Source organism: Helicobacter burdigaliensis, assembly GCF_003670295.1.
Classification (GTDB): Bacteria; Campylobacterota; Campylobacteria; order Campylobacterales; family Helicobacteraceae; genus Helicobacter_D; species Helicobacter_D burdigaliensis.
The window spans coordinates 55,129-70,221 of the sequence record NZ_QXJG01000001.1; the positions used below are offsets into that span (position 1 = coordinate 55,129).

The following is a 15,093-nucleotide window of genomic DNA, read 5'->3' on the forward strand; positions in this document are numbered from 1 at the left end:
ATGAGTCCACAAAAGAAAGCAGTTATTGTTGCTAGTTTGGTAGCAAGTTTATTAATTTGTGTAAAATTTATTATAGGAATTCTTAGTTCTTCTGTGGCTGTGCTTGCTTCTGCTATTGATTCTTTATTAGATTTGCTAACCTCCTTATTTAATTTTTTTGCTTTAAGCAAATCTGAAAAGCCAGCCGATAGTCATTTTAATTATGGTAGAGGAAAAATAGAATCCTTAGCAAGTGTGATTGAGGGGAGTATCATAGTGGTTTCAGGTATCTTTATACTTTACCAATCCATTATGAAGCTTGTTAGGCAGGAGGGTATAGAGTATTTAGAGTATTCTATTTATGTGATGATTTTTTCTGTTGTGGTTACTCTATGCCTTGTGCTTTATTTAGAAAGAATTGCAAAAAAAAGCAAGAACTTAATTGTAAAAGCCGATGCACTCCATTATAAAACAGATCTTTTTAGTAATGGAATTGTGCTTATTTCTTTAGCGATTGTCTATTTTAGTGGTTTTAATTTTGTAGATGGGATTTTAGGAATTTGCATAGGTGTTTATATTATTTATTCTGCATTTTCTTTGATAAAAGAGGGGGTTTTGGTTTTACTTGATAGGGCGCTTAATGAGGAGCTTGTTTGTAAAATTAAACAAATCTTAGAAGAAGAAAAAGGGGTTATAGGCTATCATGATTTAAAAACTAGGCAAAGTGGGGAAATTTATTTGGTGGAAGTGCATTTAGAGCTTGATGGAGAGATGAATCTTAGCAAAGCTCATAAAATCGCAGATACATTAGAAAAAAAGATTATGAATTTAGAGGGTAAATGGGAAGTAATCACGCATTTAGATCCCTTTGGTGAGGAAGAATAATGAAATATTTAATAGATTTTTTACAAAAAGATAATATATATAAAACAATGCTTTATCCTTATTTAAAATGCTCTAAAGAAGAATGTGAGATTTTACGCTTTTTGTGTAAAGAGTTTTTAAAAGGCAATGACGAAGTTATTTGTTTGGATATAATTTGTGCGGTGTTTGGTGTAAAAGATTCTGAAGTTTTAAAATATTTGATACATTTTAAGAAACTACTTTCTCTTGGCTGGATTGTAGAGAATAGTTTTTTAAAGAATAGTAACTCTGAAATTCTTTTGCTTGAATTTGTAAATATGGGAATTTCTTTGAGTAGTGATTTTTTAAAATTAGTAGAGGAGGGAGGGGTTAATCCAAAATTGCCAGAAATTAGCCCTTATAGCAATCACTTAGAGTATTTAAAAGATCAATTTCTAATCATTCAAATGTTGTGGAATATCATTCCTTTGAAAAAAGATGAAAAACCATCTCCACTTTTAAATAAAAATCTTCAAAAATTAAAGCTTTTGCAAGAGCGTATTGAAGAGAGATTGAAAGTTAGCAAGATTGTTTTGCCACTTGAGGAAATTTTCAAAGAGTATCGCCTAACTCAAGAAGAAAAAATTTTATTTTTTGCAATTTTAAAGGAAGAATATCTAGGTAGAGAAAACGAGAAAGGAAGGGAATTAAATTCTTTAATCAATCTTATTAGCAATAATGACTATGATAGAATCAAAAATCGCATTCTTTTAGATGAAAAAAGTAAATTGGTTCAAAATGGCTTAGTGGATTATGATGAGATATTAAGCGGTTTTGGTGGGATTAATCGCACTTATTTTATACCCGATAATATTCTAAAAAAAATCACACACAATGAAGAAAAAAAGAAAAAAATAAGCTTAGAAGATCTTTTAAAAGAGCAAGATATTTTTGAGTATTTAAAGCCTAAAATACCTCTTAGTGAAGTGGTGCTAAATAAGGAAACAAGAAAGACTTTAGAAACGCTTTTAAAGCAAGTAGATAGTAAGGTTTTGCACCACTTAAAAGAGTGGGGTATCAAAGAAAAGGGACGAAGCATTGATGCTAAAATTATACTTTATGGAGCAGCAGGGACGGGTAAAACGCTTACGGCATTAGCTTTAGCCAAATCACTTAAAAAGCCAATTTTGAGTTTTGATTGTTCTAAAATACTTTCTATGTATGTGGGAGAAAGTGAAAAAAATGTCCGTAAAATTTTTGATACTTATAAAGAAATATGCCAACAAACAAAATTATCACCTATTTTGCTTTTAGATGAAGCTGATCAGTTTTTAAGTACAAGAACAAGCTCAGTGGGTGGAGGAGCTGAAAAAATGCACAATCAAATGCAAAATATTTTTTTAGATAAGATAGAGCATTTTGATGGGATTTTAATCGCAACTACAAATCTTTTAGAGACAATAGATACAGCTTTTTCAAGAAGATTTAACTATAAAATTGAATTTAAAAAGCCAAATTTAGAAGAAAGATTATTACTTTGGGAGAGATTATTGCCTAAAAACGCACCTTATGCTAAGGATTTTTCTATTAAGCATTTAGCGGAGTTTCCTTTAAGTGGAGGACAGATTTCTTTGATTGTTAAAAACACTGCTTATGTTGTGGCGAGTTTAGAAAAACCGCAATTTACTACGCAACATTTTCTAGCAGAAATTCAAAGAGAGTTAAATAGTAATTTTGACAGTCAAAGAGAAATGGGGTTTTTATAGATTAATCTATTTTTAAAACCGCTAAAAACGCTTCTTGTGGCAATGCTACCTTTCCGATTGCCTTCATTCTCTTTTTGCCTTCTTTTTGCTTTTCTAATAACTTTCTTTTTCTTGTGATATCCCCACCATAGCATTTTGCGGTTACATTTTTACCCATTGATTTTACGGTTTCTCTAGCTATGATTTTATTGCCTACACTTGCTTGAATGGCTACTTCAAAAAGTTGTCTTGGAATAATTTCTTTCATAGATTCTACAAGCTCTTTACCTTTTTCGTAAGCTTTGCTTTTTGGAACTATAATACTTAGTGCATCGACTATATCGCCTGCTACTCTAATATCTAGCTTTACAAGCTCTCCTTCTTTGTATTCATAAGGCTCATAATCAAAGCTCGCATAACCTTTCGTGCAAGATTTTAGTTTGTCATAAAAGTCCATGACAATTTCATTTGTAGGGATTAGATATTCTAAGAGTACTCTTGTTTCTTGCAAATATTCCATTTTTTGTTGAATCCCTCTTCTTTTGCTAACAAGAGTTATGATATTTCCTAAAAATTCACTAGGAACGATGATAGTGGCTTTTACATAAGGTTCTTTGATGGTAGCGATTTTTTGTTCAGGTGGGAGTTCGCTTGGATTTTGGATAAATACCACGCTTCCATCAGTTTGTGTAACTTCATAAACAACCGTTGGTGCAGTAGCGATTAAATCAAGCCCAAATTCTCTCTCTAATCTCTCTTTTATAACCTCCATGTGTAAAAGCCCTAAGAATCCTATTCTAAACCCAAAGCCTAGAGCGACAGAAGTTTCAGGCTCATAAGCTAGACTTGAATCATTTAGCTTTAGCTTATCGAGTGCATCTCTTAAATCCTCAAACTTATCTGTATCAATAGGATAGATTCCAGCAAACACAAAAGGCTTAGCAGGTTCAAATCCAGAAATTGGCTCTTTTGTCTTATTTTTAAAATCCGTAATCGTATCTCCAACAGCAATATCCGTTACATTTTTAAGTCCTAAAATTACGATTCCTATCTCGCCAGTTTTTATTTCTTTTGTTTTTTCTTGTTTTAATGGGTGAGGGTAGAGCAATCCTAGCACTTCATGGTTCTTTTTACTTCCCATTATATAAATGTTTTGTCCAACTTTAATGCTTCCATCAATTACTCTAACTAAGGCTAAAGCACCAAGATAGTTATCAAACCATGAATCATAAATTAAAGCCTTAGTTGGAGATTCAATCTCTCCGCTTGGCGGTGGGACTAGCCTAACAATCGTATCTAGCAATTCTTTAATACCTATATTTGCCTTAGCACTTACTTCTAGGGCATTTGTGCAATCTAGCCCTATGGTTTGTTCTATCTCGCTTTTTACTCTATCTGGTGCAGCAGCTAGGAGATCTATTTTATTTAGCACAGGGATAATTTCTAAGTTATTTTCTAGTGCGATATATACATTTGCAATGGTTTGTGCCTCTACTCCTTGAGATGCATCTACTACAAGCAATGCACCCTCACATGAGGCAAGAGAGCGTGATACTTCATAGCTAAAATCCACATGCCCTGGAGTGTCAATAAGGTTTAGTATGTATTTTTCGCCCTCATATTCATAGTTTAATCTCACACTTTGTGCTTTAATCGTAATTCCTCTTTCTTTTTCAATATCCATTGTATCCATTACTTGATTACTCATCTCTCTATCAGAAATCGCCCCACACATTCTAATTAAACAATCTGCTAGAGTGGATTTTCCATGATCTATATGGGCTATAATTGAGAAATTTCTTATATTTTGTAATGGATTTTTCATATATTACCTTAAAATTTTTAGAATCTAATCCAAAATTTTATCAAAAATTCACATAAAAACGCTTTAAAGCATAATAAGAGATATGTGTGATGAAAAGAAGAGAATTTTGGCTAGTAGAGCTAAATAGATTCTATATTTTTATTTTATTGTTTGTGGTTAGACAAAACTTTGTCTTAAAACAAAGTTTTGTCTAGCACTTGCACCTTAGCCTTAGCGCTACAATCCTCTAAAATAAGTGTGCTACCCACATCTATCTCTTTTAGATTTTCTATGACTTTGCCATTTATATTAGCCTTTAAAAAGCCTTTTTTTTGCAAATTTGGATTTTTGGCTTCTAGTTTTGCATTCAATGCTAAAAGTATATTACCTTTTATGTTTAAAATCTGTTCTATTTTTTGTGTGATTTTAATTGAAAAAGGTTCTAATTTTGTAGAATGAATGGCGAGTTTATGCGAGATTTTACTTATTAGTAGCTCATTTTGGATTTGTAGTTTTTCTTCTAATCTTTGAAGTTTGCTAAAGGGCGAGAGTTTTTGTAAGAGCAATTCTATTTGCGATAATTTGTCTAATTTTTTATTTAAAATTTTTTTAAAAGTAACTTCTAGATTAGAATGGAGTGCATCTAGGGTTAAAAGCCATTCATTGCAATCAGGAAGTAAAAGTTCCATAGCAGCACTTGGGGTAGGGGCGCGTAATGAAGAGGCAAAATCACTTAATACGACATCTGGTTCATGCCCTATGGCAGAAACAATAGGGGTTTTAGCATTAAAAATAGCTTCCACTACGATTCTTTCATTAAATGCCCATAAATCTTCTAAGCTTCCACCCCCTCGGGCTAAGACAATACAATCAAATCTTAGCGTGTCTGCGTGCTGAATGTTTTTAACAATCATTTCTTTAGCACCTTCTCCTTGCACAAGCGTATCAAAAAGCGTAAATTGTGTAAGTTTCCAACGCCTTGAAGCGATTTTAAGCATATCATGCAAAACAGCTCCCGTGCTTGAAGTAATGAGTGCGATTCTTTTAGGGAATTTAGGAATAGGGAGCTTTTTATCAAAATAGCCAAGTTTTTCAAATTCTTTTTTTAATTGTTCATAGGCTAAGGTGAGTTCTCCTATCCCACTAGGAGTGGCATAGGTGCAGTTTAGCTGGTATTCTCCGCGTGGCACATATACGCTTATTGCACCATTTACTTGAAGATTCATTCCCTCTTCAATTTTAAATCTTAGATTTCTAGCATTGCCCCTAAACATTACGCATTTTAGGCTAGAATCCTTATCTTTAAGTGTAAAATAAATATGTCCGCTTGAATGATGCGTGCAATTACTCACTTCTCCACTCACGCTCACTTGTAAAAAAGTTGTTTCTAAAAGACTTTTTATTTGATGATTGACTTCACTAACGCTTAAAACTTGCATATTACTCCACAAACATAATGGCTAAATTTGCACTAATTTGTTGCCCTTCTTTGGCATAAATTTCTTTGATTTCTCCTCCGATAGTGGCTAAAACTTGATTTTCCATTTTCATAGCTTCTACAATGGCTAAAACTTGCCCCTCATTGATTTTATCGCCTACTTGCACCAAAAGCTTTGTGAGATTTCCTGGCATTGGGGAGATGATATGCCCTGGCAAACTTGCTTGTGGAAGAGAATCAGATTTTTTAGTAGTGCTTTGTGTGTTTTCATCTAGGCTTTCTACTAAAACTTCTTTTAAATCCCCATCTACACGCACAAAAAATGGTCTTACTGCTTCATCTTTAGCTCCACTTCCCTCAACCTTAATCCTAAAGCTCTCTCCATGGAGATTAATGCTAAATTCTTTTGGCATTTTAATATTGGATTCAAAAGTTGTAAGAGGCTCAGGAGAGAGGCGATTTTCATTGCGTTCTTCTAGGAATGTCTTTGCAATTTGCCCAAACATCGCATAAGAAATTACATCTGTTTGACTTTTGGCAAAGCTTGTGCTTTCTTCTTGTGCGATTTTTAGCTCATCTTGTAGCTTATCAGCAGGACGTACACTAATAATCTCTTCCCCCTCATTTTTTAGACGCTCTATAAGCTCATTCGCAATAGGAGCTGGGGTTTTGCCATAATAGCCTTTGATGAGATTTTTTGATTCTGTTGTTAGGGTTTTATAGCGTGTTTGTGAGAGGATATTTAAAACTGCTTGTGTGCCTACAATTTGGCTAGAGGGAGTTACCAAAGGAGGATAACCAAAGTCTTTTCTAACATTTGGAATCTCTTTTAAAACTTCATCCATTTTATCGAGTGCATTTTGTTCTTTTAATTGATTTGCCATATTAGAGATCATTCCACCTGGTATTTGACTTACAAGCACTCTTGTATCAATATTGTTGTATTCTGATTCAAATTTTTTATATTTTCTTCTATTTTTCTTTAGAATTTCAGCAGCCCTTTCCATAGGCTCTAGTGAAAGCCCACTATCCCATTTTGTTCCTTTTAGAGTGGCTACCATAGATTGTGTGCAAGGGTGGCTAGTCCCTTCGGCTAATGCAGAGTTTGCTAAATCTATAATATCCACTCCAGCTTCAATAGCCTTTAGATGTGAGCCAAAAGCAAAACCAGCAGTAGAATGCGTATGAAGCGCTAAAGGAAGATTCACTTCTTCTTTAATGGCTTTTACAAGCTCATAAGTAGCATTAGGGGTAATCAGTCCTGCCATATCTTTAATAGCTAGTGAATCACAACCCATTTTTGCAAGCTCTTTGGCTAAATCTACAAAAGTCTTTGTGTTATGCACAGGAGAAGTGGTGTAGCAAATAGCACCTTGTGCGTGTTTATTTTGCTTTTTAACTTCTTCAATGGAAGTTTTAAGATTTCTTGTATCGTTTAATGCATCAAAGATTCTAAAAATATCCACTCCATTTTGTGCACAAAGCCTTATAAATTCCCTTACAACATCATCTGCATAATGTCTATAACCAATTAAATTTTGTCCGCGTAGGAGCATTTGGATAGGTGTAGTCTTAAAAATTTCTTTAAAAGTTGCAAGACGACTAAAGGGATCTTCTTTTAAATATCTTAAACAAGTATCATAAGTAGCACCTCCCCATACTTCTACACTATGAAAGCCAATTTGTTCAAAAATTTTGGCAGCTTCTATCATATCTTCTGTTCGCATTCTAGTGGCTAGTAAAGATTGGTGTCCATCTCTTAGGCTATTTTCAGTGATTTTTATCATTCCTTATCCTTTGCATAATTATTGATTTATTATAACAGCCCTATTTAAAATTTTGTTCTTAAAGAGTGTGTTTCTTTGATAAAATTTGTCTTTATGGGTTTTTTGGTATCAAAGAGGCAAGAAATTTATTATTTCTCACCCTTTAAAGCTTTTGCTATAAGTTCTAGGGGGTGTGCAAAAAGAGTTTGCACATTGTTTTGCTCTAGTGAATTTGTAAGTTGCATTCTGCATGCACTACATTCTGCAGCTACATAAGTAGCTTTTGTATCTTCAATCATTTTAGCCTTTTTATTCCCAACTTGTGATGCTAGATGAAAGTTTTCTGTTTGCATAGTTACCCCACCAAAGCCACAACAAGCATTTGGATTCTCCATCTCTACTAATTGGAAGTTTTTTAAAAGTTCTCTTGGCTCTTTATAAATGCCTAAAACCTTTCTAGCATGGCATGGGTCATGGTAGGTTACTCTAAGTTCATTTTTTTCTAAAGAATCTAGTTTTGCTTTTAGATTTGTATGGTGGTAGAGCCAATGCGTTGCCATAAAGACTTTTGGGAGAATTTTTTGTATTTTTTGCTTATAATTTTCATCTTTTTGCATAAATTTTTCCCAATCTTCTAAAACCATTGCAGCACAGGTAGCTTCAGGGATTAAGATTGCATCTACGCTATCTATAAAACTTAAAAAATAATCTACATTTTCTTTAATGAGTTTATCTACACTTTCAAAATCTCCCGTAAAATAAGCGGGTGCAGCACAGCATTTTTGTTTTTTAGGGATTATGGCATTAATGCCTAAAGTTTCTAAAATGTAAAGCAAAGAAGTTCCAATTTGTGTGTAGTTATAATTTCCAAGACAACCGATAAAAATGGCTACTTTTTGTGTGGCGTTTGGATTAAAATTTTGCTCTTCTTTATGGGAGTTTAGAAAGCTCTTAGTCTTTATTGAGCCAAATACTCTTTTTTTGATAAAGGGTAAAGAAAATCTAGGAGCAATGGAGGATTTATCGGGTAATCTTTTGAAAAGTAGGGGCGAAAAAATCGCACCAAGCTTCATAGAAAAATCCATTAAGAATCTATTTTTTAAAAGCATAAAAAAGAGGCGTTTAAACCAAGCAATGCCATATTTTTGCGCAATTTCAAAGCGGATATTTTCAATCAAAGTATCTGTGGGGAGGGAGTTTGGACATACGCTTACGCAAGTGGTGCATAAAAAACAGGTTTCAAAGATTTTTTTTGCATTTTTATCTAAGGGAATTTCTTTGCGTTCATACGCACCTAAAAGATCAATAAAACCACGAGGAGAAGTTGCCTCATCTCCATGGATTGCAAAGATTGTGCAATCTGGCAAACATTTTCCACATTTTACACAAGCATCGCTTGTTTTTAGATAGTTATAGTTTTCATAATGTGCCATTTTAATTCCTATATTGTTTTGCTAAAAACTTTTTTATCATTACTAAATTTTTTAAGATATGCATCAAAAGGCATAGCGATATTACGGATAAGAAGCGTGCCTGTTTGGTTAACTTCTAAGCTTTTATCAAAAATTTCTAAAAGCCCTGCTTTAGCTAAAGGCTCTAGTTCCTCTAAAGCTTCTTTAAAATAAGATTTAAAGTCAATTTTAAATTCTTCTTCAATTTGTTTAAAATCAAGCTTAAAATTACTCATAAGTTTCATAATTACAGATTTTCTTATCTTATCATCTAGGCTTAGTTGTATGCCTTTGCAAAAGGGCAAAAGCCCTTTATCAATGCTTTCTTCATAGGAAGTTAAATCTTTATGGTTTTGTGCATAATAATCGCTTCCTTCTCCTATGGAAGTGATGCCTATACCTAGAGTTTGTGTGCCACCTTTGGTGCTATAACCTTGAAAGTTGCGTCTAAGTTCGTTTTTAGCAATAGATTTAAAAAGCTCATCATCAGGTTTTGCAAAATGATCCATTCCTATCATTTTATAGCCATTTTGGGAAAGGAATTCAATATTGTATTCTAAAATTTTTAGTTTTTCTTCAGGGTGGGGGAGGGTGGTTTCATCAATTTTTCTCATAGTTTTTTTAATCCAAGGCACATGCGCATAATTAAAAATTGCAAAGCGATTGGGATTTAATTTTAGGCATAATTGTAAAGTTTCTTTGAATGTTTGTAGTGTTTGATAGGGAAGTCCATAGATAAGATCAAAATTAATAGAATTAATGCCATAATTTCTAGCAATTTCTATGGCATTTTGCACTAAAGAAAAATCTTGAAAACGATGGATGGCTTTTTGCGTTTGTGGATTAAAATCTTGAATCCCAAAACTCAATCTATTAAATCCTCCATCTTTTAAGACTTCCATTTGCTCTTTTGTGAAAAATCTAGGATCTATCTCACAAGCAATTTCTGCGTCTTTAGAAAAATTTGGAAAAGTTTCTTTTAAGAGTTCTATGATGATTTTTAACTCATTTGAATCAAAAAAAGTGGGCGTTCCACCGCCAAAATGGAGTTGATAGACATTTTTGTTTGTGTTTATTTGTGCTTTTAAAATTTTAAGTTCTTTTTTTAGGTAATCTATATAGTGCGTTTTATTTTCTGCTTTGCTTGTGTAAATTACATTGCAACCACAAAAATAACAAGCACTTCTGCAAAAAGGCAAATGCAAATAAAGAGAAAGAGGGTTTGTATCCTTTTGTAAATCTAAAAGATAATTTTCATAATTATAGTTTGTGTTAAATTCTATGGCAGTAGGATAGCTAGTGTAACGAGGGCCTGCTTTAGAATAAGTTGCAAATTTTTTAAAATCAATTTGTTGTTGCATGGAGAGCCTTTATAAACTTGGGTTTGGAAGATTTTTTAAACGATAATCAAAAAATAAATAGGGATGATGTTTTTTTATGCGTTTTATGAGTTCTTTTGGGTTTTTTTTAAAATTACTTTGCAACTCTTTTAGGGCAATGCACCAAACATCATCAAAATCAATCGGCATATTTTTATAGATTTCTTGCTCTAGGCTAAAAAGTATTTTTTGTCTTTCTAGCTCTTTTGTTGCTTCTGCAAAGGAATTTAAAAGTTTTTTGGGTAAAAGATAGTATTCTTCTCCCTCATGGTTTAAGCAATAAATTTTATCTTCTAAATGATCTATAAGAGTTTTTTTTAGAACTGCTTTTGCTTCTTTTGGATTCTTCTTGGCAATTTTTAATTCTCTTGTTAAATCAACATAGGGATTTTTATGGATATTTTTTAGCGATTTTGATGTAGCCAAACCATTGCTCCTTTTTGTGCATGCAGGCGGTTTTCAGCCTCTATAAAAATTTTGCTTTGCGGGCTTTCTAATACTTCTTCACTCACTTCTTGTCCTCTGTATGCTGGCAAACAATGTAAAAATATAGAATCTTTTTTGCTTAGAGCTAAAAGCTCACTATTTACACAATATCCCCTAAAAGCTTCTATTCTTTCTTTTTTTTCATTCTCTTGCCCCATAGAAGCCCAAGTATCTGTTGTTACCACATCTGCATCTTTAATAGCAACCTTGGGATCTTGTGTTAAAGAGATTTTAGCACCTGAAATTTTGGCAAATTCTAATGCTTGTTTGTAAATTTCATTTTTAACTTCATAGCCTTTAGGAGAAGCGATTTTTAAAGTAAAGCCCATTTTAGAAGCAAGCATTAACCAAGAATGTGCCATATTATTTCCATCTCCGATATAAGCTACGATTGGGTCTTTATCTTTGCCGCATTCTTGCATAGTGAGATAATCAGCTAGAAGTTGTGTGGGGTGAAAATCATCACTTAAACCATTGATAAGTGGCACTTTAGAATAATGTGCAAATTCTTCTAACCTTGCATGATCGCTTGTTCGCATCATTATTAAATCTACCATAGAAGAAAGCACGCGAGCGGTATCTTTTATGGGTTCTCCACGACTTAGCTGTGTATCATTGCTTGAAAGAAAAATCCCACAACCTCCTAGTTGATAAATCCCTGCTTCAAAGCTTACACGCGTTCTTGTGGAGTTTTTTTCAAAAATCATTCCTAGCGTTTTATTTTCTAGTGGTTTTGAGTAAAAGCCTTTTTTAAGTTCTGTCTTTAGATTTTTGGCAATTTCTAAAATTTCTAAAATTTCTTCTTTGCTAAAGTCTGCTAAAGTTAAAAGATGTCTCATTTAAACCCTTTTTATGATTTTGAATGCAAAAATGAGTTAGTATTATAGCTAAAAAACTTTTTTAATTGCTTGTAATCTATAAAAAATTGCATAAATAAGGAATAAAAGTGCATGAATTTTCAATTGTGGCTTCTTTGTTTGAGAATCTTGAAAGCTTAGCAAATAAGCATAAGGCAACTAGAATTTTAGAAGTAGAAGTAGAGCTTGGAGAGCGTAGTGGAGTAAATAAGGAGCTTTTTTATAGGGCATTTGAAGAGTATAAAATAGGGAGTAAAGCTAAAATGGCACAACTCAAAATAAAAGAAGTAAAAGTTACTCTTTTTTGTCAAGATTGCAAGGAGGAACTAGAGGTTAAAGAGTTAGATTATACACATTGTCCTAAATGTAAGCAGGATAGAGTAAAAATTGTTAAAGGCAATGAAATGTTGCTTACGCATGTTGAGATGGAATAAAATCTCTTTGTCTTATGCCTTCATATAGGACAATCCCAGCACTTGTAGCAAGATTTAGACTTCTAGCATTGTTCCACATAGGAATAGTAAAGCAATTTGTATGATTTTGCTTTAAAATTTCTTCTTTTAAACCTGCGTCTTCACGCCCAAAATGCAAATAAGCTCCTTTTTGCATAGGGGCCTCATAGTAGGGCTTTTTTGCCTTTGTAGTAAGAAAAAAGTGGGGGAGGGCTTCTAGATTAGATTTTAAAAAGGCTTCATAATTATCCCAAGTAAAAACTTTTAAAAAATTCCAATAATCCATTCCAGCGCGTTTTAGCTCTTTTTGAGAGATGCTAAAGCCTAGCGGATAAATAAGATGTAAAGTGCTATTGGTCGCAAAACAAAGTCTGCCGATATTACCTGTATTTTGTGGGATTCTTGGTTCATGCAATACGATATGAAAATTCATTTTCTCTCTTTATGTTTTTAAAAGAGATTATACAAAAACTTTATAACTTAAAGTTAAAAATACAAAATAGAAATTAAGAATCTATTTGTAAAGTTGGGAAGATTTCATCTTTTGTTGGTGTGTTTGAGTTTTCTTCTGTTGGGGGAGTTTTATCTTGCTTGGTTGTTTTATGGGGTGTGCTATGCGTGTTTTGTGTTTTTGAAATTGTAGTTTTAGGATAGGTTTTTTCACCTTTTAAAAGTGCTTTTAACAAAAGAGCAACCGCTAAAGATTGCTCTTTACAAAGATTGCAAAGCCGAAACTTCATAATACTAGCTTGTGTGTCTAAAACTTCTTGCATAAAATCTCCCAAAAAGAGAAATTATAGCATATTAAATATTTTTTTTGGAAAGTTCAATTCTTGCTTGTTTTCTTTTTAGAGCATTATTGTATCTTCTTTTTTCCACTTCTGTTTTTGGCTCTAGTGGAGGAGCTTTTACAGATTTTCCATTCTCATCTACGCATACCATTGTAAAATAAGCACTATTTGTATGGGTTACAATTCTTTTGTGAATATCTTCAGAAATTACTTTAATGCCTACTTCAAGCGAGCTAGTCCCTGTGTAATTTACAGAAGCTAGAAAAGTTACAAGTGTGCCAACTTCAATAGGATATTTAAAGGTTACACTATCTACTGAAAGGGTTACTACATATTTTCCACAATATCTAGAAGCACAAGCATAGGCTACTTGATCTAATAATTTTAAAAGATCTCCCCCATGTACCCTACCTTTAAAATTAGCAACAGAGGGGGTCATTAAAATAGACATTGTAAGAGATTTAATATCAAAAATATCTTCTTTGGTTTCAAAATTTTCCATTTTCTTCTCCATAATCACTATAAATTTAATTAATATTACCACTTTTTTGGAATTTTTTGCAAAAGTTTCAAAAAAAACTAACCTTTTTAAAAAATATCGTTAAAAAATACACATTTTTATTTTTATGAAGCACTAAATATTGTTTATAAAATTAGTCTAAAGAACAATGATGGATTTTAAAAAGCAAAAAATGCTTATCTTTAGAAATTAGCAGATTCTAGGCAGTAGCTCTCCGCTTGGATAATCTAAAAAGCGTTTTGCTCCATAGGCGGTTTTTAAAACAACTTTTTTGGGAAGTTCGCTTGTAGTTGTGCCTATTATTTTTGCATTTTTACCTAAATCGTGGCTTTGAAGAAGACTAAGGGCTTTGTGAATATCTTCTTTGTGAATGCAAAGCACACACATTCCCTCATTGGCTAAATTATAAGCTTCAAAGCCCAAAAGTTCGCAAATTCCTTTTACTTGATTGTTAATGGGTAGATTTTCTTCATCAATGCAAATGCCAACATTAGAACTATTTGCCCATTCATTAAGCACGCTTGCTATGCCTCCTCTAGTCGCATCACGCAAAGCATAGATTTTTAAGTTTTCTTTAAAAAGTGGCTCTAAAAGGGGATAAAGAATTGCACAATCGCTTTGTAAATCACTTTTAAGATTGATTTCTTCGCGTTTAGAATAAATAACTGCCCCATGATTTCCGATTTCTCCACTTACTAAAATATATGCATCTTGTGGAATCTTTGTAGCACTTAAATTAAGGTTTGGATAAATAAATTCGCCTATTGCAGTTGTGGTAATGAAAATTTTATCTAATGTGCCTTTTGGAAGCACTTTTGTATCCCCTGAAATAAGCTTAGCGTCACTTAGTTTTAAAGTATTAGCAAAAGAGATGATGATTTTTTCTAGCTCTTGTGTGCTAAACCCCTCTTCAATCATAAAAGAAGCGCTAAGATATTTAGCCCTAGCTCCCATCATGGTTACATCATTGACACTTCCACAAACACTTAGCTTTCCTATATCTCCCCCCGGGAAAAAAAGTGGAGAGATTGTGTAGCCATCGGTGCTAATGGCACATTTGCCTTTATTTATCTCGCCAACTCCTGCATCTTCGCCACCACCAATTACACAGCCTTCTAAATGCTTATAAAAAAGCTCTGAAATTAACATTTGCGATTCTATTCCACCACTTCCATGTGAAAGCTCTATTTGTTTTGCAAACATATTTTAGCCTTAAAAATAAATTTAGGTGTAGTTGTAAGCCGAGTTCTGTTAAAAGTGGTTATTTATCTTGTTTTTAATTTACATTAAAAATCTAGCAAAGGGCTAAATTTTGAGATTTTACCATGCCCTTTTTGCTGCGGATTGGGCTTGCAATGCGAGTTGTATTGCTACATCTCCGGTGGGCTCTTACTCCACCCTTTCACCCTTGCCAAAATGGCGGTTTGCTTTCTGTTGCGCTTTCCCTTAGATTACTCTAGCCATTCTTTAAATGGAATCCTATCTCAATGCAGCTCGGACTTTCCTCTTTTAAAAAGCAACCACTCACTACACCTATAAAAATTTTAACAAAAAAGCAATAAAATTTAGCTTTTTATAAAGA

At 33.2% G+C, this 15,093-nt stretch carries 14 protein-coding genes and 1 other RNA gene; 3 read left to right on the top strand and 12 right to left on the bottom strand.

All coding sequences use genetic code 11. The features are described 5' to 3' along the window. Together EBF09_RS00290 and EBF09_RS00295 are read left to right on the top strand one after the other, a co-directional pair. On the top strand, positions 1–864 hold the full coding sequence (locus tag EBF09_RS00290; protein WP_121763153.1) for a cation diffusion facilitator family transporter: 864 nt from the start codon (positions 1–3) through the stop codon (positions 862–864). Next, complete coding sequence (locus EBF09_RS00295; protein WP_121763154.1) at positions 864–2,588, top strand: AAA family ATPase; 1,725 nt, start codon at positions 864–866, stop codon at positions 2,586–2,588. Before EBF09_RS00290 ends, EBF09_RS00295 begins: the two co-directional genes overlap by 1 nt. A gap of 1 nt (position 2,589) precedes the next feature. Here EBF09_RS00295 and lepA read toward each other — a convergent pair whose 3' ends face one another. The 7 genes from lepA to argF all read right to left on the bottom strand — a co-directional run bounded on the left by lepA (position 2,590) and on the right by argF (position 11,730). After that, positions 2,590–4,392: a translation elongation factor 4 gene (gene lepA / locus EBF09_RS00300; protein ID WP_121763155.1), complete on the bottom strand. Its 1,803-nt coding sequence runs from the start codon at positions 4,390–4,392 to the stop codon at positions 2,590–2,592. A 173-nt stretch (positions 4,393–4,565) separates the two neighbouring features. Next, complete coding sequence (gene xseA, locus EBF09_RS00305) at positions 4,566–5,810, bottom strand: exodeoxyribonuclease VII large subunit (RefSeq protein WP_121763156.1); 1,245 nt, start codon at positions 5,808–5,810, stop codon at positions 4,566–4,568. A gap of 1 nt (position 5,811) precedes the next feature. Then, on the bottom strand, positions 5,812–7,596 hold the full coding sequence (gene oadA, locus EBF09_RS00310) for a sodium-extruding oxaloacetate decarboxylase subunit alpha (protein ID WP_121763157.1): 1,785 nt from the start codon (positions 7,594–7,596) through the stop codon (positions 5,812–5,814). Between the two features lie 128 nt (positions 7,597–7,724). Further along, the gene (locus EBF09_RS00315) at positions 7,725–9,008 is read right to left on the bottom strand and encodes a (Fe-S)-binding protein (RefSeq protein WP_121763158.1); all 1,284 of its coding nucleotides are present in this window, start codon (positions 9,006–9,008) and stop codon (positions 7,725–7,727) included. An 8-nt stretch (positions 9,009–9,016) separates the two neighbouring features. Then, positions 9,017–10,387, bottom strand: coding sequence for an oxygen-independent coproporphyrinogen III oxidase (hemN, locus tag EBF09_RS00320; RefSeq protein ID WP_121763159.1), 1,371 nt, complete (start codon positions 10,385–10,387; stop codon positions 9,017–9,019). Positions 10,388–10,396: 9 nt separating this feature from the next. Next, a complete protein-coding gene (locus tag EBF09_RS00325; RefSeq protein ID WP_121763160.1) occupies positions 10,397–10,831 on the bottom strand; it encodes a DUF2603 domain-containing protein in 435 nt (144 codons plus the stop codon). Then, a complete protein-coding gene (argF, locus tag EBF09_RS00330; protein ID WP_121763161.1) occupies positions 10,810–11,730 on the bottom strand; it encodes an ornithine carbamoyltransferase in 921 nt (306 codons plus the stop codon). The genes EBF09_RS00325 and argF overlap by 22 nt, the downstream gene beginning before the upstream one ends. A 107-nt stretch (positions 11,731–11,837) precedes the next feature. On the opposite strand from argF, the gene hypA reads away from it, so the two are divergent. Then, positions 11,838–12,182, top strand: a complete 345-nt coding sequence (gene hypA / locus EBF09_RS00335) for a hydrogenase maturation nickel metallochaperone HypA (RefSeq protein ID WP_121763162.1) — start codon at positions 11,838–11,840, stop codon at positions 12,180–12,182. On the opposite strand, the gene EBF09_RS00340 is transcribed toward hypA, so the two are convergent. The 5 genes from EBF09_RS00340 to rnpB form a co-directional block, all read right to left on the bottom strand. Next, on the bottom strand, positions 12,160–12,633 hold the full coding sequence (locus EBF09_RS00340; protein ID WP_121763163.1) for a tRNA (cytidine(34)-2'-O)-methyltransferase: 474 nt from the start codon (positions 12,631–12,633) through the stop codon (positions 12,160–12,162). The genes hypA and EBF09_RS00340 overlap by 23 nt on opposite strands. Before the next feature lie 73 nt (positions 12,634–12,706). Beyond that, positions 12,707–12,973, bottom strand: coding sequence for a hypothetical protein (locus EBF09_RS00345; RefSeq protein ID WP_121763164.1), 267 nt, complete (start codon positions 12,971–12,973; stop codon positions 12,707–12,709). A gap of 31 nt (positions 12,974–13,004) precedes the next feature. Then, positions 13,005–13,493, bottom strand: a complete 489-nt coding sequence (locus EBF09_RS00350) for an acyl-CoA thioesterase (protein ID WP_121763165.1) — start codon at positions 13,491–13,493, stop codon at positions 13,005–13,007. 207 nt (positions 13,494–13,700) lie between these two features. Then, the gene (hypE, locus tag EBF09_RS00355; RefSeq protein ID WP_121763166.1) at positions 13,701–14,714 is read right to left on the bottom strand and encodes a hydrogenase expression/formation protein HypE; all 1,014 of its coding nucleotides are present in this window, start codon (positions 14,712–14,714) and stop codon (positions 13,701–13,703) included. 18 nt (positions 14,715–14,732) lie between these two features. Beyond that, an RNA gene (gene rnpB, locus EBF09_RS00360) (RNase P RNA component class A) lies at positions 14,733–15,047 on the bottom strand. Positions 15,048–15,093 lie beyond the last annotated feature (46 nt).